At 60.6% G+C, this 16,913-nt stretch carries 22 protein-coding genes and 3 pseudogenes; 11 read left to right on the forward strand and 14 right to left on the reverse strand.

Going from position 1 to position 16,913, the window contains the following annotated elements; all coding sequences use genetic code 11:
- Positions 1-77: 77 nt before the first annotated feature.
- Positions 78-782 carry an SDR family oxidoreductase gene (locus KHC28_RS14155; RefSeq protein ID WP_214008970.1) on the reverse strand — a complete coding sequence of 235 codons (705 nt, stop codon included), beginning with the start codon at positions 780-782 and terminating at the stop codon, positions 78-80.
- Positions 783-902: 120 nt separating this feature from the next.
- On the opposite strand from KHC28_RS14155, the gene KHC28_RS14160 reads away from it, so the two are divergent.
- The 5 genes and pseudogenes from KHC28_RS14160 (at position 903) to KHC28_RS28005 (ending at position 5,220) form a co-directional block, all read left to right on the forward strand.
- Complete coding sequence (locus tag KHC28_RS14160) at positions 903-1,847, forward strand: LysR substrate-binding domain-containing protein (RefSeq protein ID WP_214008971.1); 945 nt, start codon at positions 903-905, stop codon at positions 1,845-1,847.
- Between the two features lie 711 nt (positions 1,848-2,558).
- A pseudogene (locus tag KHC28_RS14165) lies at positions 2,559-2,696 on the forward strand (HNH endonuclease); the annotation flags it as partial.
- A gap of 13 nt (positions 2,697-2,709) precedes the next feature.
- Complete coding sequence (locus tag KHC28_RS28105) at positions 2,710-3,219, forward strand: tyrosine-type recombinase/integrase (RefSeq protein ID WP_376772691.1); 510 nt, start codon at positions 2,710-2,712, stop codon at positions 3,217-3,219.
- Positions 3,220-3,811: 592 nt separating this feature from the next.
- Positions 3,812-4,435, forward strand: coding sequence for a hypothetical protein (locus KHC28_RS14175; RefSeq protein ID WP_214008972.1), 624 nt, complete (start codon positions 3,812-3,814; stop codon positions 4,433-4,435).
- A 347-nt stretch (positions 4,436-4,782) separates the two neighbouring features.
- The gene (locus tag KHC28_RS28005; protein WP_376772692.1) at positions 4,783-5,220 is read left to right on the forward strand and encodes an SH3 domain-containing protein; all 438 of its coding nucleotides are present in this window, start codon (positions 4,783-4,785) and stop codon (positions 5,218-5,220) included.
- A gap of 145 nt (positions 5,221-5,365) precedes the next feature.
- On the opposite strand, the gene KHC28_RS14185 is transcribed toward KHC28_RS28005, so the two are convergent.
- Positions 5,366-5,518 carry a hypothetical protein gene (locus KHC28_RS14185; RefSeq protein ID WP_214008974.1) on the reverse strand — a complete coding sequence of 51 codons (153 nt, stop codon included), beginning with the start codon at positions 5,516-5,518 and terminating at the stop codon, positions 5,366-5,368.
- Positions 5,519-5,802: 284 nt separating this feature from the next.
- On the opposite strand from KHC28_RS14185, the gene KHC28_RS14190 reads away from it, so the two are divergent.
- A complete protein-coding gene (locus KHC28_RS14190; RefSeq protein WP_214008975.1) occupies positions 5,803-6,264 on the forward strand; it encodes a hypothetical protein in 462 nt (153 codons plus the stop codon).
- An 846-nt stretch (positions 6,265-7,110) separates the two neighbouring features.
- Here the strand turns inward: KHC28_RS14190 and KHC28_RS14195 are convergent.
- From KHC28_RS14195 to KHC28_RS14245, 11 genes are all read right to left on the reverse strand, one after another.
- Positions 7,111-8,481 carry a DUF927 domain-containing protein gene (locus KHC28_RS14195; RefSeq protein WP_246564760.1) on the reverse strand — a complete coding sequence of 457 codons (1,371 nt, stop codon included), beginning with the start codon at positions 8,479-8,481 and terminating at the stop codon, positions 7,111-7,113.
- Positions 8,474-9,742, reverse strand: coding sequence for a DUF927 domain-containing protein (locus KHC28_RS14200; protein WP_214008977.1), 1,269 nt, complete (start codon positions 9,740-9,742; stop codon positions 8,474-8,476). Before KHC28_RS14200 ends, KHC28_RS14195 begins: the two co-directional genes overlap by 8 nt.
- Positions 9,742-10,071, reverse strand: a complete 330-nt coding sequence (locus KHC28_RS14205; protein WP_214008978.1) for a hypothetical protein — start codon at positions 10,069-10,071, stop codon at positions 9,742-9,744. The genes KHC28_RS14200 and KHC28_RS14205 overlap by 1 nt, the downstream gene beginning before the upstream one ends.
- Positions 10,068-10,310, reverse strand: a complete 243-nt coding sequence (locus KHC28_RS14210; RefSeq protein ID WP_214008979.1) for a hypothetical protein — start codon at positions 10,308-10,310, stop codon at positions 10,068-10,070. The genes KHC28_RS14205 and KHC28_RS14210 overlap by 4 nt, the downstream gene beginning before the upstream one ends.
- Positions 10,307-10,906, reverse strand: coding sequence for a hypothetical protein (locus tag KHC28_RS14215; RefSeq protein WP_214008980.1), 600 nt, complete (start codon positions 10,904-10,906; stop codon positions 10,307-10,309). The genes KHC28_RS14210 and KHC28_RS14215 overlap by 4 nt, the downstream gene beginning before the upstream one ends.
- On the reverse strand, positions 10,906-11,112 hold the full coding sequence (locus KHC28_RS14220) for a hypothetical protein (RefSeq protein WP_214008981.1): 207 nt from the start codon (positions 11,110-11,112) through the stop codon (positions 10,906-10,908). The genes KHC28_RS14215 and KHC28_RS14220 overlap by 1 nt, the downstream gene beginning before the upstream one ends.
- Before the next feature lie 82 nt (positions 11,113-11,194).
- On the reverse strand, positions 11,195-11,407 hold the full coding sequence (locus KHC28_RS14225) for a helix-turn-helix domain-containing protein (protein ID WP_213351986.1): 213 nt from the start codon (positions 11,405-11,407) through the stop codon (positions 11,195-11,197).
- Between the two features lie 106 nt (positions 11,408-11,513).
- Positions 11,514-12,041: a hypothetical protein gene (locus KHC28_RS14230; RefSeq protein ID WP_214008982.1), complete on the reverse strand. Its 528-nt coding sequence runs from the start codon at positions 12,039-12,041 to the stop codon at positions 11,514-11,516.
- 341 nt (positions 12,042-12,382) lie between these two features.
- Complete coding sequence (locus KHC28_RS14235; RefSeq protein ID WP_214008983.1) at positions 12,383-12,805, reverse strand: hypothetical protein; 423 nt, start codon at positions 12,803-12,805, stop codon at positions 12,383-12,385.
- Positions 12,802-13,230 carry a hypothetical protein gene (locus tag KHC28_RS14240; RefSeq protein WP_214008984.1) on the reverse strand — a complete coding sequence of 143 codons (429 nt, stop codon included), beginning with the start codon at positions 13,228-13,230 and terminating at the stop codon, positions 12,802-12,804. The genes KHC28_RS14235 and KHC28_RS14240 overlap by 4 nt, the downstream gene beginning before the upstream one ends.
- Positions 13,230-13,535 (reverse strand): hypothetical protein, encoded by a 306-nt coding sequence (locus KHC28_RS14245; RefSeq protein ID WP_214008985.1) that lies wholly within the window; start codon positions 13,533-13,535, stop codon positions 13,230-13,232. The genes KHC28_RS14240 and KHC28_RS14245 overlap by 1 nt, the downstream gene beginning before the upstream one ends.
- Positions 13,536-13,621: 86 nt before the next feature.
- On the opposite strand from KHC28_RS14245, the pseudogene KHC28_RS14250 reads away from it, so the two are divergent.
- The 4 genes and pseudogenes from KHC28_RS14250 to KHC28_RS14265 all read left to right on the forward strand — a co-directional run.
- Positions 13,622-13,858, forward strand: a pseudogene (locus tag KHC28_RS14250) (helix-turn-helix domain-containing protein); the annotation flags it as partial.
- 21 nt (positions 13,859-13,879) lie between these two features.
- On the forward strand, positions 13,880-14,320 hold the full coding sequence (locus tag KHC28_RS14255; RefSeq protein ID WP_214008987.1) for a hypothetical protein: 441 nt from the start codon (positions 13,880-13,882) through the stop codon (positions 14,318-14,320).
- Positions 14,321-14,456: 136 nt separating this feature from the next.
- Positions 14,457-15,164 (forward strand): hypothetical protein, encoded by a 708-nt coding sequence (locus KHC28_RS14260; RefSeq protein WP_214008988.1) that lies wholly within the window; start codon positions 14,457-14,459, stop codon positions 15,162-15,164.
- A 10-nt stretch (positions 15,165-15,174) separates the two neighbouring features.
- Positions 15,175-15,639 carry a hypothetical protein gene (locus KHC28_RS14265; RefSeq protein ID WP_214008989.1) on the forward strand — a complete coding sequence of 155 codons (465 nt, stop codon included), beginning with the start codon at positions 15,175-15,177 and terminating at the stop codon, positions 15,637-15,639.
- A gap of 130 nt (positions 15,640-15,769) precedes the next feature.
- Here KHC28_RS14265 and KHC28_RS14270 read toward each other — a convergent pair.
- Positions 15,770-16,318, reverse strand: a pseudogene (locus tag KHC28_RS14270) (oxidoreductase dimerization domain-containing protein); the annotation flags it as partial.
- A gap of 332 nt (positions 16,319-16,650) precedes the next feature.
- Here KHC28_RS14270 and KHC28_RS14275 point away from each other — a divergent pair.
- Positions 16,651-16,830 (forward strand): hypothetical protein, encoded by a 180-nt coding sequence (locus KHC28_RS14275; protein WP_214008990.1) that lies wholly within the window; start codon positions 16,651-16,653, stop codon positions 16,828-16,830.
- Positions 16,831-16,913 lie beyond the last annotated feature (83 nt).

Genomic DNA, 16,913 nt, shown 5'->3' on the forward strand with positions numbered 1-16,913 from the left:
TTCAACGCGTGTCTGCTCGCCGGCGCCCTGCGGGGGGCGCCGGCTGGAAGGGTAGAATACGGTTCGGTTGCCGAAACTCAGACCGATCGGGTCAGACCACCATCGACCTTCAGGTTCTGGCCCGTGATATAGCCGGCCCCGTCCGACGCCAGAAAAGCGATCGTCGCTGCAATCTCGGCGCTGGTACCGTAGCGCTTCATCGGCACCATCTCGCGGCGCTCGTCGGTGGCCGGCAGGCTGTCGATCCAACCTGGCAGAACATTGTTCATGCGGATGTTGTCGCCAGCGTAAGTATCCGCGTAAATCTTGGTATAGGCGGCCAGGCCGGCGCGGAACACGGCAGAGGTCGGGAACATGGCCGCCGGCTCGAATGCCCAGGCGGTCGAGATGTTGACGATAGCCCCGGATTTCTGGGCCTGCATGATAGGCGTGACCAGTCGCACCGGACGGATGACGTTCATCAGATAGACATCGAGCCCCGCATGCCACTGGTCGTCGGTGATCTCGGTGATCGGCGCACGGGGGCCATGTCCCGCGCTGTTGACCAGCACGTCGATGCGTTTCCATTTCGCCATCGTGGCGTCGACCAAATGTTGAAGGTCGTCATTCGACTGGTTGGAGCCGGTCACACCGATGCCCCCGAGTTCGGCCGCCAGAGCTTCGCCCTTGCCGGACGATGACAGGATGGCGACCTTGAACCCGTCCTGTGCCAGCCGCCGGGCGGCCTCGGCTCCCATGCCGCTGCCGCCAGCGGTGATGATGGCTACTTTTTCTGCCGACACCGGTTTATCCTCCCAACGTGATGACCGCTCGTGGTGGCCTCGCTGGATCTAACATTATCAGTACATAGGTTTCTTCTTCGAGACAGTTTGTGTGTCATATGGCAGTAGAAAATCTATCGAATGAGCGATAGGCGTGGAAAGCTCCCCTCCCTCAACGGCCTCAAGGCATTTGAAGCCGCAGCGCGCCATCTGAATTTCAGACTGGCTGCGGAGGAGCTCGGCGTCACGCAGGGAGCCGTGGCGCAACAGGTGCGCGGGTTGGAAGCCGATCTCGGCGTGCGGTTGTTCGAGCGACTTCCCCGAACACTGGCACTGACCGGTGAAGGGCGCGGCTACACGGCCGATGTCAGGCGTGCATTCGACATCATCGCGCGTGCGACGGCGGATCTGCTGCCTCAGCCGATCACGTTGACGATCAGCACGACGCCGACCTTCGCATCCAAATGGCTCATCCCGCGCTTGCCTGACTTGACGAGCCAGCACCCGGAACTGGACATTCACATCCTCGCCACGGATCGTGTTTCCAGCTTTCAAAGGGATGGCGTCGATCTTGCCGTCCGCTACGGCCATCCGCCTTTCGCATCCGGTCTGGCATCGCAACTTCTGTTCCGGCAGGAAATCATCGCCGTTTGCAGCCCGATGCTTCTGGGTGCTCGGTTGCCACCGCGGACCGTGACCGAGCTATTGAGCTACCCGCTTCTGCATGACGCCCATAATTTCTGGCCGGAATTCATCGAGCGGCATTTCGGTGCCGAACCGCTTCCAAGGGACGCGTTAGCGGCCAAACGCATCAGCTTCAATCAGTCATCCCATGCCATAGATGCGGCCCTTGCGGGACAGGGCATCGCGCTTGCCACCCGCAGCTTCGTCGCCAGAGATGTCGCCGAGGAGCGACTCAAACAGATTGGTACAGTCGCGCTCTACGGGCTTTCCGACTTCTATCTGCTTTGGCCTCGGCATCGAAAATCCGCCGCTTTGCAAGCCGTCGTAAGCTGGATGCTTGGCTCGGCAGCGAACCCACTTGAACAACATTTAGTCGAAGCGGTTTCACTTGGTGCGCGATGAATGGCCGATTGTGGGAGCCGGACCGATGTCTGCAAATGGCGCTGGCGTCGCGCTCGGATCGAGGTGCGTTTCGCCTTCAGGCCCTCAGGGATCCGCCAGATGAGGCCGTCATGCCAGCACGCCAATATGCCCTGCTAGCTGAGTGATGCAAAAAACGTGGGGTAAAATGGCGCTGTAATTTGGTGATGAACCAAAAACTGGCAGCGTATTCAAGTCGTTAATAAATTAACTGGCGGCCCGCGAGCGACCAAGAAGAGAACTATGTGTTCGCTATAGCCCTATGACGCATGCTGACCCAAGCTTGCCCCTCGCCGCGTTTCAGCGACGTCCGCTTTGCGCCCCATTTCAGCCAGTGACCGGGTGACGGCCTTGGCTCGAAAGCGGACATTCACGGGGTGGAACAGGTCGGGCCCTTTGCGAGAACTGCAGACATTGGAGTCTTGCCAGTAAGCGGACATCACGGGCACCAGGCTAAAGGAGCCACTTCGACCCGTGGCGGACACAAGGCGGTCTGATCGGACATCGGGGGCGAGCGTCGTGGACTTCATACAAATCGCGATCTCAGCGCGCTTGGCCCACGCCGACCTGGTCGCGGGGGGACCGCGATCTTGAGGCGGGCCCGAGCGACCCGCGGCCCGCCTCATCCTCATCAAGCAGCTGCTGGTGAACTGCGCCAATGTCAGCGACCTGGAGAGGATCAGCCGGGCCCTCTCCCGGGACGCCAGCGATCCCGATGGCGTGCGCGCCTTCATCAATCGGAGCGGACGCGCCATCGCCCCGCAACGGGCGTTCGAGCGTCCGCATCCGCACTTTCTGCGTTGGCATCGGGAGCACTGCTTCAAGCAGTGAGGCCAACTGCATCGTGACGCTGCGACTCCATCAAGCGCACAACATCCCTGCGAATGCGCCGCAGCTCTGGCCAGGGAAAGTGTCGCCCTTCGGCACCGTCTGCCCCAACGGCGATCAGTGCGTCGATCTTCGCGGAGAGGCCGCGCAGAGACGTCGCGTCTGCTGCGAAGAGCATCGCAATCAGTCGCTCTTCATCGGCGGATGCCGCCGCCTCTTCCTGCCGGGTGAAGGTGTATCCAATATGGCCATGGCCATGCTGCTGCAAAAGCGGATGAAGCTGGAAGAGACAACGGTTCACGGCTTCCGGTCATCCTTCAGAGACTGGGCGGGAGAAAGCACGGGCTTCCCTCGGGAGCTTGCTGAAGCAGCGCTTGCACATATCGTCGGGAATGAGGTGGAGCGGGCATATCGCCGGGGCGATGCACTCGAAAAGCGCCGGGAACTGATGGACGCCTGGGAGAGGTTCGTCACGTCGACGCAGACCGCCAACGTGCTGCCTATGGTGCGGCCGGTGGCGACTTGAAAAGAAATCAAAATTAATCAAAGCCCACGCGCACTCACTCCGAAAAAGCGTTGCAAGTATTGGGTTTGTGAGGCTGACTGGGCCGGAAATCGGCGTGTGGCTTCACGCCCATCTGGATACCGCAACAGTTCGGCGCCCATATGTCGGCTTACTGGCTTTCGGTTCTCGCCGCCTTGCTCGCATGTGCCGGCGCAGCGCTTGCCTTGCGCCTCTGGATTACTCGGCGAGTGCTCAGCGACGATGGTGAGGCGCATTCTCCCCCGCTTGCGCCCTCCATGCCTATGGAGGGAGAAACGGACCTTGCCCGATACCTCGCCGAGCCCGAGACGCCAGAGCCTCCTCCGCCACGTACCTATCGCTATGCCGCCGGTAAGACGTTGCATGGCCCTGCTCAACCATCCACTGACCGACGTCCACCCCGCGTGCCTCGCAGGTGGCGATAAGGCGTTTGTGGCGGCTACGGCCATCTGGAAGCCCTGCCGCTGGAGCGCTAGGAGGATCCGTACGCTCATCGCCGGGAAGTGATAGGCGTGCACGCGATAATCGGCGTTTGATGCAAGCTCCTCACCGTCCCTTCCATAGAGGTCGGCTCATGTTCCCGTTTCCTAAGCGTGCGACTTTCATTGTGGCCGTAGCAGCGATTGCCTTCATTGCCGGCAATGCCATGGCACAGGGCGCGCCGCCTTCCGCCCGGCTGACGGCGACCGTCGTGAAGGCGGACGGCGACCGGCTGGATGTCACTGATGCGAACGGCCAATCGGTGAGCTTGAAGCTGACCGGCGACGTACGGATCATGTCGGTGGCGACAGCCGAGCCGGAGGAAATCAAACCCGGCAGCTTCGTCGGCAGCGCGGCGCGGCCTGGACCCGATGGCATGCTGACTGCGATGGAGGTCCATGTATTCCCACCGAGCATGCGTGGTGCTGGAGAGGGCCACCGTCCCTTGGGTTCGGATCCCAGCGCTTCAATGACCAACGGCACCGTGGGTGACCTCGTAGTGTCCAACGGCCGCACCATGACCTTGAAGTATGGTGAGAACGGCACGCAGACCATCGTGGTGCCGCCGGACGTGCCGATTGTCACCATGGACAGAGGTGACCTCACGCTTCTGGTGCCCGGCGTACACATCGTGGCTTTCTACACGCGCGGCGCCGACGGCACGATGACCGCGAGCCGTCTGACCGTGGGCAAGAACGGCACCGTACCGCCGATGTGATACCGGGCCGTAGGGAAGTATCGGCACCTTCTGCCCCGCATTTCCTCTATCTGGACCGTCGCCAACAAATCTGCTCGGATGCATCCGGGGGTTGAGGAATGGCACGGCGGAAATCATCACAGCCTAAGGGGAGAAAGCTGCCTCCAGGCCTTTTCCTCCTGTTGCTGCTTGCGCTGCCGCTTGCCTGGTGCAGCGGCGGCAAGGATGAGCCGGATCATCGGGTTGCCACATCGGCGCCAGCGCCCGTTGTGAGCCCGGCGGCTGCGCCGCCCCCATCCAGCCCTCCGCTTCGCTCGCATGTCGCGGCATCTTCCCCACCACAGGATATCGAGCCCGCGCCTGCGGCAATGGCGGGGACGGCCGAATTGGCAGAGCCGATCCGGGAAGCGCTCTACGTGACCGCGAAGGTGAACGTTCGTGGGGCTCCCAACACCTCAGGGCGGGTGATCGGCAGCCTTTCCGCTGGCACAACCGTCGATGCGGGAGAAAGCCGAGGCAATTGGCGTCGGGTATGGTTCGATGGACAAGAAGGTTGGATTTCGTCCCGCTACCTGTCCGCTCGCCCTCCGTCCGTCACCGCTCCCATGCGGGAGCCCAGTCGGACGGTGGCACGGCTTGCCGCAGAGCCGGATGCAGACGACGATAGCGGCGGTGTCACTCCGATCCGCGAACCCTATGTCGGCACCTGCGACTGCCCATACGACGTGATGCGCAACGGCCGAAGCTGCGGTGGGCGGAGCGCCTATAGCCGCCCGGGCGGCAGGAAGCCGAAGTGCTATCGCTAACGGGCGCTCCCGGGTCTGTCACCGACATCACCAAGCCGACGAAATGGGGCCGACGATGACGCCTATACGCGTAACCGGCAGCTGTTGTTGCAGACATAAAAGGCCCGGCACTATGGCCGGGCCCCATACTCGCTAGCCGAGCTAGTCAGCTATCGTTGTCGTTGTCAGCGACCGGAATACGGAACGCCCGCTTCCCATACTTCTTAGCCCAGATCTTGGTCCCGTCAGGCAGCGTGATCCAAGGGCGATAGATGTACTTAGGCTCGGCCGCTGAAGCGGCCTTTTCGGGGAGCGCCATTAGGTATCTCCTATCATGGCGGGTTGACCCGAGGCGCCGGAAGGCTTATTTGCACAACTGTCAGATTGAGCTTCGGCCTTCCAGACGCCTCGGTATCCACTCGACGAGCCGACGGTCCGCCGATGGAACTTATTGCAAGACCCCGCCCCTCCAAGGCGGGGTTTTTGCGTTGTCACGATATATAGCGTTTGAATCCTCGAATGACAACTCAATGAGGACTCCGTTAACCATTTTCTGGATTTACCCCCCATTCTGATGCATAGTGGCTTAAATAGGAGGCCACCATGAATGCTCATACGAGTGGGATTTATGAAATGGCTGATCTCGAAGAGGCCGGCTACCAAGGACTTATCCAACAGCGCGAACGGCTGGAGAGGGATCTTCGGACCGTCAATGAGGCGATCTCTAAGTACGAGCACATCGCTGCGCTGAAGAAAGAGCTAGCGTCGCTCGTCACGCTGGAAACTGCGCCCGTAGTCCCGAAGCGCCGGAGGAATGCACTTCCGCCAGCGCGCATCGCCAAAACTGCGAGGGAAATAATTCTGAAAGCCGGTCGACCTCTGACGCGTTACGAGATCGCCAAGGCGCTGGAGCATCAGGGCGTTGCTCTTGTCGGGAGCGACCCGATCAAGAATGTTGGAACGATCCTGTGGCGCCACCGGGATGAGTTCGAGAACATTCCTGACCGTGGGTACTGGCCAAAGGATGTGCCGCTCGAAGGCGCACACGAGCTCGACAAAAATTGAGAGTGCACTTAATTGCAAAGCCCGGCCAAGCGCCGGGCTTTTTCATTTTTGGCGGGGAACCCAAACACGGACGTCGCGTTTCCCGAACGCCTGACTGATCCCCCTCGTCAGGCTCGATTGTCAGAACTGGCCCGGCTTCGGCCGGGCCTTTGTTCAAGCGCCTTCCAGAATCCTTTCGGGCACCTCGCCGAACGAGGCTATCCAGGATGGGTTGGTCCGCGTCGTCGCTTTCAGGGTCAACGTCGCGAGAGAAGGCGACCGCGCAGGGCTCCACCGCCACCTCACCACGGTGCATCCTCTCTCGGATCAGGCAACCCGGCTCTGACCATCGCTGCGTCCACCTTCTCGGCGAGCCCCCTCCGATAGCCTGTGTGACACTCACCAGCATGCAGCCAGATATGCTTGCCAGGCTCCGGAGACATAACCGCCAGCAGATGAGAGGTGGAGCTATCGGCATATCCGCACATAGCGCAGCAACCGAGAGCATGACCGGGAAGCATCATGCGCGGGCTATTCAACAGCCGCGCCCGAACCTGCGGGAGCGCCCTTTTGACGGCTGATGCTCGATCAGCACCACGATCCATTTCCCGCTGAACGACCCGGCTCCAGAGCTTCGCAATATCAGCCGAGAGCTCGTCCGATCGGCCATTTTCGTTTCCGGCTACATCGTTTTCGGGGGGAACGTGGGGAACAAGGGGAACAGGCTCGACAAATCCTTCCGTAGCAACGGTTTGCGGCGTTCCCCACCCTGTTCCCCAACTCGACTGGGCTTGGGGAACAAGGGGAACAATTTCGGTGCGATGCCGGGAAAAGGCAGCAAAACGGGCTGTCATGACCCTTCCTCCCCTAGAACTGGGCTTGCTGGGGGGCTCGGGCCTCTCCCTCATCCTCCTCATCGCCGAGGATGCGCGGGGTGATCACGTAGCAGCGGGGAGGGGAGGTGAAGCCGGGCAAGCGCGTCTTGACCTGCGGCTTTCCATCCCCGCCGGCGGCCAGATAGCCACGACGGATCAGCGCCTTTGCGACGGAGGCAGCGTCGAGGCCGGCGCATACCTCGGTACGCCATACCTCGGGCAGCATCAGATACTCGGTACCACCTCCGTCAACTCGGCGCCGGAATCCGGCCCGGTTCGGAATCCGCTGCTCAATGGGGGCGCCCTGGCTATCGGTAGGGACGAGCTCACCCATAGCCTCGAAGCGCGAGGCGCCATGGAGCTCGATGAACCGCCGCACCGCCGATATAGCCTCGACGTCCTCAGCCGGCTCGATCCCGCCGCGCTGAGTGAGCCAGTCGGTGAGGCACCGTGCCGCCGCCTGTGTCGCCTCTCCCTCCGGCCATGGCAGGATACCGGCCGCAGTTGCCATCTCGCCAGCGGCGGCCACGAGCCCGAAGCGCGCGGCAACACGACTGATCTGTCCATCCGCCCCAGCCGGCGCATTGTCGCGAAGGAACTCGTCGACATGGTCTTTCACGGCGGGAGCGATAGCGTCGAACTCATCCACCAGCACCCCCAGGAAGGAACGGGTCGGGTGACCATAGTGCTCGCTGGCTGCCACCTTGAGATGCCGGGCGAACGCATCGGCATTGGCGAAGCCGTGCAGGTTTTCGAACATGCCCATGCCGGCGCCTGCGTCGGCCGGAATATCGACAATGCGGACCTGTTGCCCTGCCGCGGCCCGTCGGCCCCTGCCATCCTCGGCGATCTTGTCGGCAAGGGAGAGCTCACCGCTCGAGAGGAACAGCAGCCGCCACTCTGCCGCCGGGCGAGCCTCTCCGGATCGCGACGCCCTCGACTTCCCGACACCATTTGCGAGCATATAGGCGATCTGCCCTGCCTCGCGCCCATCCACTTGTCCCATCTCATCAAGGCAGAGCAGACAGTCGCAATGCATGCCGGCGACACCCTCCAGCCCATTGGATGTGGCGCGCCATGTGCGGACATAGCCGCGAATGCCGCCGCCACCCCAGGCGGACCCAGCCACGACGAGTGCGGTGCTCTTGCCGGTTGACGATGCGCCTCTGAAATGAAAGCCGCCGCTTTCGGATCCGGTCGGATAGAGCAGCGGCGCGGCAAAGGCCGTCGAGAGCGCCAGTGCCAGCCTTGAATTGCCCACGGCATAGCGTGCGATATCTCGCTGCCAGCCCTCCAGCGTCCCGGCCTCACGCAAGGCGTGATCGACGCTGCCGCTGGTCTGCAGAATGATCCGTTCACCCATGGTTGGGATCCACCGTCTGGTTGCTGAGAATGAACGACTTGCCGTGCCAGCCGACGCGGCCGACACAGCGGGCTTTCTCATCCGGCCGGGCGGTGGAGATGTATTCATGCAGGGCATCGCGAGCGAACTTGCCCGGTGCCATGATCAGGCCCAGGGACAAGAGGCGTTCGCGATAGGCGGTGCCGTCGCCGGCCAGCATCGCCATGGGCATGGCCCACTGCTTCCGGCGCCCGTCGCGATCCGTCACCGTCAGGAGGCGGCCCCATTCCTCACCGTCAGAGCTGCGGGTCTCGGCCGCAATATCGAGTAGCGAGCAAAACCACTTCCACTCGGTAGTGATAGTGCCGGTTTCCTTGTCCCTGTGGTCGACGCGCTTTTCGACGCCATGCGGCCATGACCGGAACATGCCAAGTGTCGGATCATCGTCTTCGTCGGCGGTGTCACCGCGCTCGGCGGCATCGAGATAGGGCGACAGGAACGCCGGATCCTTTCGCATCTCGGCAAGGGCTCCTGCCGTCCAGCCCTCATCAGCAGCGTCGGCTAGATCCCAACCGTCCTTCATCGGCTCGCCGCGCGTCACCTTCACGCCGTCGCGCCAGAGCCAGGCGCCGAGACGTTCGGGCACGAGATGCAGGACGCGAGCCGCACCAGCAGCACGGGCGAACTCGCACACCTTGTCGCCGAAGTCCTGGCCGGGATGATGGGGCTTGCCCTTGTCGGTCGTCCGCCCTGGCTCGTCATAGTCGGTAGCAATCACCACCGTGCGGCCGGCGAGCGGGCTGAAGTCCGTAAGGTGCGGGCTCTTGGCCCCGTGGGCCGGTGTGGTCGCGACCATATCGGGGAACAGGTCGCGCGCCGAGTCGCGGGACTTCTCGCCCTCTGTGACCAGCACCAACGCGGCAGGATCGGCAAGGATCGCCGGCAAGGCATAGAGAGGGCGAGGCGCAGGAATGCCCTTCGACCGCCAGCCGCGCTTGCCGTCGTCGAGCTCGCAATAGGTAACGGGCAGGATTTCCTTGCCCGGCTCGCCATCGGCCCCGGTGAAGTCCCAGCGACAGACATAGCCAACGAGCTCACCGGTCGCGTTGCAGTAGGGCCAGGAGCGCGACGGCGCGCCGAGCTTCGGGTGCTTGAAGGCCATGGGCGGCGCATCCGTCGGCACCGGAATAATCGGCGTCTTCGTGCTGCCCTTCGGCGTGGACTGCTGCGCTGCCGCCACCTCATCAGCGGAGAGCGGCGCGAACATGAGACCCGCATCCATCAGCGCACCTCCAGCATGTCGGCAAGGTGGCGGGCGGCCTCCAGCTGACTGGTGCCGGAGAGGTACGCCGCAAGGCTAACGGGATCGCCGCCGGCGTCGCCGGTCGCGAAGTCGGACCATTTGCCGGATGTCATGTTGATGCGGAAGCTGCCGGTAGAGCGGTCGGAGCGGCGCGGGTTAAGTGCCACCCACTCCCGGCCCTCACGATGCCCGCCGGGGAGCCAGCGAGACAGCAGGGCGGGCAATGCCGCCAGGGCGGCGGCATTCACCTTGTCGAAGTCGAGAGACGGGCGGCGATCCGTCGAGAAGCCGAAGGGATGATCCGTCAAAGGCGATCCTCCCTGTTGACGAGGCGCACCTCGGCATTCCAGCGGATCGCGGCCTCCATCGCCGCAGTGAGCGCGACGGTCTTGGTGGCATCCTCGGCGAGGAACATTCCGCCGTTCTCGTCCGCCAGGAAGCAGACCCACGCCCCCGAACGCGGATAGACCAATGCGCAGGAGGGGCGTCCGACGAAGTGCGCATCGCTCGGCAGGTAGGGCTCCGTAATCGGAGCGAACGACCTCATGCCCTACCTCCTTCATCGCTCGCCCAGGCGTCTCGGAGGCGGCAAAATTCCTGAATGAGGATGTTGATGGCTTCAGTGGTCCAGTAGTCGACCATGGCTTCTTCGGCCGGTCGTCTCGGGTTGACCGCAGCGGCGACGAATGTGGCCATATGAGCCCAGACAGCACTCAGCCGGTCCAGTCTCTCCGCATCCGAGGCGTCGGTCGGTAGAGCGCAATTGGAATCGAACGCGAGGCGCGCCGCTCGGATAGCTTCAGCAGTCAGCCTTTGCTTCAGCGCCTTATCGTCATCGCTCCATTGCGGCTCGTAGCTGGCTGGAATGCCCTCCAGCTCCCTCATGCGCGTGGAGAAGGCCTGCGCGGCCTCGATCCAGATTGCGTGGATCTCGTTCGATCCGGTGACGCCCTGCTCGAATGCGACCAGCCTCACCGGCTCCACGGTCGACATCAGATGGCGGTTGATGGTCGCGAGACGCACGTCTCGCCGGAAATTGTCGGGGTCTGCGGATCCGTAGGCCCACAGCCAGTCGAACGCCTGCTGGGCGGCCTCATGCGCGATATCGGTTACGAGGGATTTCAGGTTGGCGTCGTCCACCATCACCGAACCTCCCTGCCGAGGCCGGCCAGTTCGATATGCGCGAGCACGACGGCGAACGGCACGCCGCAACTCGCCGAGATGCGGCGCGCCCTGATGTGCAGAGGATTGACGCTCGAGGGATTGGGCGGGCGCCAGTCGAACAGCGGAAGGCCGGCTCCCGGCTGAATTTCCTTGCCCGGATTCCGGGCGTGGGCTAAAAAAGACATCGAAATCGGTCCTTGGCGGGATTGGGTTTCAGACGCGAATTCTCAGCACCCGGTGCTGTGCCGGCACCGGGTGTTCGCGTTCTCAGGCAGCGCTGGTCGTGAAGCGCGGCAACTTGCCGAACCACACCTCGATGGCGGCACGGGTAATCACCGTGCGGCGCCCCAATTTGTGAGCCTCCAGGCGGCCGGCCTGGATCTCGTCGTAGATTTTGTTTCGGCCTACCCCCATGACGCGAGCCGCGCCGCTGACGTCATAGGCGAGTGGTTCAGTTTCGGGTTTCGGTCGAAAGCTCATTCTCAGTCCTCAGCATGACCGTTGCGTCAGAGTGTGTCCCGACGTGTTCCGGCGGTTGCTGAGGAAGGTGGCAGGTGGATTTGGCGCTGTAACTGACCGGAAATCGCTATTTAGGTTTACTGGAATTCTGGCGCTGCCAATCCGCCTCCATTGCCTCAAAAACCGGCTTGCACTTACTCCAGCACCGGTAAGCGTAATCTCGCGAGATGTTGAATTTGGACATTGTCTTATCGATTGCGGCTTCAACATTGGAGCCGTTGTAAATTTCAACGCGAACAGCGTCAGCGATAGCGCTTACCGCCATTGCGTCTTGGGGCGCTCCCCTACGCCTGTGCTTGAATTCCAGCTTTCTGTCATTTGCACGCTGGTCGTCGTTAGGTACGAGCAGCTCGATCAATGCTCCACTAATGTCTCGGTGGAGGTTACCCCGCTCCAGCAGTTCAACCAGAGCGCGTCGACCCAGCACCTCAGCGTCAGAGCCACTGGAGGCATAGTGTCGGCGATACAGTCCTTTTGCGTCGGGTTTGATGTAGCCGTTCAAGAATACTCGGGCATACCTCCGACGCTCCGCGTCCGTTTCAAACTGATATGTTTGCGCGTCAAATTGCGTATTTAATCCAGGGGACTTCGCCATAGCCCAGGTTGTCCTTTCTTGGCGGCTTCCTCTACCAGATCAAAAGCGCGCTCAGCACCGAGGGAGCGCGGGGAAACCGAGCGGTGCAACTCGGCTTGTCGGCTGGCCGACCTATCCCCGCGCAAGATCATGGCGCCCTTGACGATTCGGAACAAGACGCGAACACGGAACGGTGCTAGGTTCCCCAGCCGGCCAAGCTACTAGGCGCAGTGGGTCGCTCTCGCGACGCCGAGGCCCATGGAGGTCTCGGACTGTCGCGCCTACCCCCTTGGCCTCGGGGGAATTGGGATGTTCGGTGATGAGGCGCCGGAGCATGTCCAGCGCCGGCAATCTCGATTGGCTCAGCGGGTGCCAAGCAGGACAAAACTGCGGTTAAGGTCCCGCTGGTCTCCTTCGCGGCTAAAGATATTCGCCACAACGGCCGGCGTATATGAACGGTCGTCCGGCATTACCGCCGATATCGTGACGTCCCACCCAAGATACCCCGTCGCCAACATGTTCATCGCTTGGACGAGATGGCGGCAGGACATTTGCCCTAGCGCCACGGCGCGAGGGTCCGCACCTTTAAGATGTCGGTCGCCGGCGCGCATCAAGGGGCCTACACTGTTGATATCGCCGGGAGGTGGCAGTGTTCGGGCGAACGCCATCTCCGAAATGTCCGGCAGCGTGCCATCACCGCTAAAGGTGCAGAGCGACGTGGCGAGAGCGGGCTTTACTGCCAGCAAGGCCGGCGCTGCGCCAAGGAAGAACGAACGCCGGTTCATGATGCGCCTCCCGCGGGCAAGAGCCGAGCCGCCGCACGCCCCAACGCCTCCATGTAGAGGCCTTCCATGCTGCGTTCGTCGGACATCGGCAGCCAGTCTACTAAGCCGCCTCCACAGAGCTCGGTATTTGCGGCGACGAGTTCGGCGCCCATCTCGCACAGCAGCCGGAAGCCCGGCAGCGTTGTCGGCACGGTCGTGATCACCTTTTGGACGGCCAGAGTTTGCGCCGCCCCCAGAGCGTCCATCTCATCGTCAGGGATATCGGAAACAGACATCCATGCCTGCCAGCGATATCGCCATTCGGCGACGGCAGCGAAAATGGGGTCCGGCGCCAGAGGCAGCTGATTGGCCACGAGAACCGTAGTGGCACCGCCGGTCGCGAGAAGCGCGGCTCCGCTACCGGCGATAAGGGTACGACGGTCCATCACGCAGCTCTCCGCTTACCGCCGTCCCTGGCCTTGCTCGTGGGCGGCACCCCGCAAATGAACTCATCAAGGCATTGGGCTGCGAGTTCGAGAACGCGATGCGCTTGCGCGGGATTATCCGGCAGCATCGACACTATCCGCGCCGCCACTTGACGGTAGATCCGCTCGGAATCGAGCGGGACGCCGATGGCTTCTTTCATTTCGGGAGTGATCGAAGACCTGCGTGACATGAGGTAGCCCTCCTGTGTGGCTTGGTGGAAGACAGGCAAAGGGGTGGCATTGGCCGAGACATGCGTGTCCGGCATTGGATTGATCCGTTGCAGCGATGTTGCTCTTTTGATATAAGGTTATATCAACGCGAATGCAACATTAAAAGTGTAAGGTTATATCAATGCCGGTTTTTGCGGCGTCTCAGTGTCGGGCAGCGAGGGCGCTTCTCGCTTGGTCTCAGGATCAGCTCGCCGAGGCTTCCGGAGTGGCAAAGGCGACGATTGCGAATTTTGAGCTGGGGAAGCGAACTCCCTACGACCGAACCCTCACTGATCTGCGCACCGCACTCGAAGCGGCCGGCATAGAGTTCATTCCCGAGAACGGCGGTGGGGTGGGCGTGAGGCTGGCGAAGCGGGCTTGATCGACAAAGCCAGGCCGCATGCCGCTGAGCAAGCTTGAGAGAGACGAGCAGGTTGCTCGGTGGATCGAGTTGATCGAGTTGAAGAGGGTTTCTCGTCAAGTTGACGAGAAAAGGGAGGTGGGCCGGCCCGAAAGTGGGGTCTCCGCAGCGTCACGAGAGCTGGGTATTTCGGAGCCCGATGCTCGTCGAGCCGTCAACGTTGCGGCCCTGTCTCCTGAAGCCAAGGAGGCGGCGCGAGAGGCTGGTCTCGATGACAATCGCTCCGCCCTTCTAGATGCCGCTGCAAAGCCGACCGTGGCCGAACAAGTCGCTGCAATCCATGCCCGCGCCACGCGCGAGGTAAGGCTCGCCGATGAGCCTCTGAACGATTTCGAGAGCAAGGAAAAGCAGGCCTCTGCACTGATGGCGGCTCGGAACAAGGAGGCGCGGAAGCTTGGCGGGATCTTCTGTCCCAGATAGATCGCCCGTCGATGCGCCGCTGGCACAGCACATTAAAATCACTCTGAACTTGCAGCTTATCGCATGTTCAGCCGAATCTATTTCGAATATCAGAATGATCGTTGACTCATAAAAGAATGCCTATCACACTCTATCTATGAGAAAACATCTTATATGTGCTGTTTTCGTTTTCCCGCTGGCTGTTCAGCCGGCGAATGCTGATTTTTTTGGCGATGTTTGGGGTGTCGTTACCGATCCATTCAAAATTGGAAGGGCATCGGAAAATATAGTGCATGCCGTTGAGCGAGCGGCAATACATATTAGTCGAATCCAAAAAGATATAGATTCGAGTGCCGAAGCTAGAATTAACCAAATCCAAGGCGTGCTTCGAGATACGAAATTAAATCTTGATGACAGCATCGATAAGGCTCTGACTCGCATATCGTCTATAAGCGATAAGCTATTCTTGGATACATCAAACCTCGTTAGATGCTCCACGGAAGAGGCCGCGAGATCGATACAAGACCATTTGTCTCAATCGCTTAACGATCTTGGACGGCGCAAGCCACGGATCGCCGTTTTCGGATGGACAATCCTCACGGCCGAAATTGACTCGCAAGATATTACGTCCCCTATTGCCTCATTTCGGGAAGTGAAGGCAATTTATGATCAAAAAATAAGTGCAATATCTCCGAGTGACCATCCTTCAAAGTTGACAGATTACTACGCTGAAATTGCGAGATTGGCAAGATTGACGGCCTGTCATTATCACAATGACTCTAATACATGGCTTGATTTATACGACGACTACCAGCTGGAATATATAAGGCAACAAAAATATTGGACGAATATTAAACCTATATGAGAGGTTGATCGTGAAATATATCGTCGCTTCGCTTTGTCTCATGTCTTTAAGTAGCGCAGCTATAGCACAAGAGCAGTGTTCGACAGTTGCTCAATGCGCCCAATTGGCTATGGAGGCGGCCTACCAAGCCAAATTGGCGCTGCAAATTGCGACCCCCAAGGGAGCTGTTTTAGCGTTCGATTCAGATAAGTGCCCCGAAGGCTGGACCGATTTCGGTCAAGCAAGCGGTAGAACTATAGTTGGCGCAGATCCTTCAAACCCCATGTTTAATTTAGGAAAGATTGGTGGGCGGGTCGATATTCCTATGGATGGACAGCACAACCATGCTGTTCAAGGTCGACGCAACGAACTCAATGGTCGTTTTGGCAACGACAATGGTGATGATGATTGGTCGACCGTTGCAAATGGCGCTCACAATCACGGTGGAGATAATATGCCGCCGTACATTGCCTTGAAATTGTGTAAAAGGCAGTAATTTATCGAAATATTATATGATGTAATGCAGGCAATGTGAACTGCGGTGACCGAAAATGGCTGAGATTTTCCTAAGGTAATGGGAATTTCTTCGCCGAGCATGTGTTACGCCACGCTATTCTAACCTCCTATCACGTTGCCGGCTTCATCTCCGCCAGCAGCGTAGGGATCAACTCCGACACCGTCGGATGGATAGGCGCTGCGCGCTGGAAGACCGTGCAGGGGACGTTCGCATCCATGATGTCGAGCAGTCCGTGAATGGCCTCGTCACCGCCGGTACAGAGTATCGTTGCCCCGAGGATGCGCTGCGTTTGGGCATCCACCGCCACCTTCATGAAGCCCAGTGTTTCGGCCTTCTCTACCGCGCGGCCGACCTTGCTCATTGGCCACTTGCCGATGAGCAGGGGTCGACGACTTGCGCGGGCTTGCGCTTCCGTCATACCGACCCGTCCCAACGGCGGATCGGTGTAGAGTGCATAGCCGGGAAGCCGCTCGCTCACCTTCCAGTCCTGGCCGTCCAGCAGGTTGGCCGCGACAATCTCGAAGTCGTTATAGGCCGTGTGGGTGAAGGCCCCTCGTCCGTTGCAGTCGCCAAGCCCGTAGACGCCAGGCACGCTCGTCTCGAGAAAATCGTCGACCGTGATATAGCCGCGCGCATCGGCCCTGATGCCAGCGGCTTCCCGCTTGAGGGCGTACGCCCCCCGATGAACCAATTGCCACGTGGGGTGCCGCACGGTTCCGAGTGGCCCTGTTGTGCTCCGCTTCTTCTATCAAGCGACGACGTAGCAATTCTGACAAGTGCCGGACCTGCGCTCTGCCAACGAACCACGGGATCTGGCGAAGAGGCCCAAAAAATTTTCGCCGAACGAGTTCTCCCCAATCCGCCGATCACATCAGAGTTCATCAGGAAGTACCAGTAAACATCAGCGACTATCAGAGATGACGTGCACGATAATTTTGCATAAATCGGCATTTATGCTACACAAATCTATACGAGCATGGAGCATTTATCATGAGCCAAGCCCTAACCGAGCAGATGAATATTCGCCTCTCGCCGGAAGTGGCATCGTCTATCGACGCAGCCGCGGCGCGCGAATGCCTGACACCGAGTGCCTTCGTCCGGCAGATCGTCATGCGAGAGCTCCGCATGAGCATGAGGCCGCGCAGGCCGGAAACCCAGAACGCGGCTTGACCCGAAAGGGCTCGGAGAGCCCCAGCCATAGGAGGCTCCCATCGTTTCGACCCCTTCATATCCGGATACGAAAGAGACGGCTG

Origin of the sequence: Ancylobacter sonchi, assembly GCF_018390695.1 — a bacterium.
Taxonomy (GTDB): Bacteria; Pseudomonadota; Alphaproteobacteria; order Rhizobiales; family Xanthobacteraceae; genus Ancylobacter; species Ancylobacter sonchi.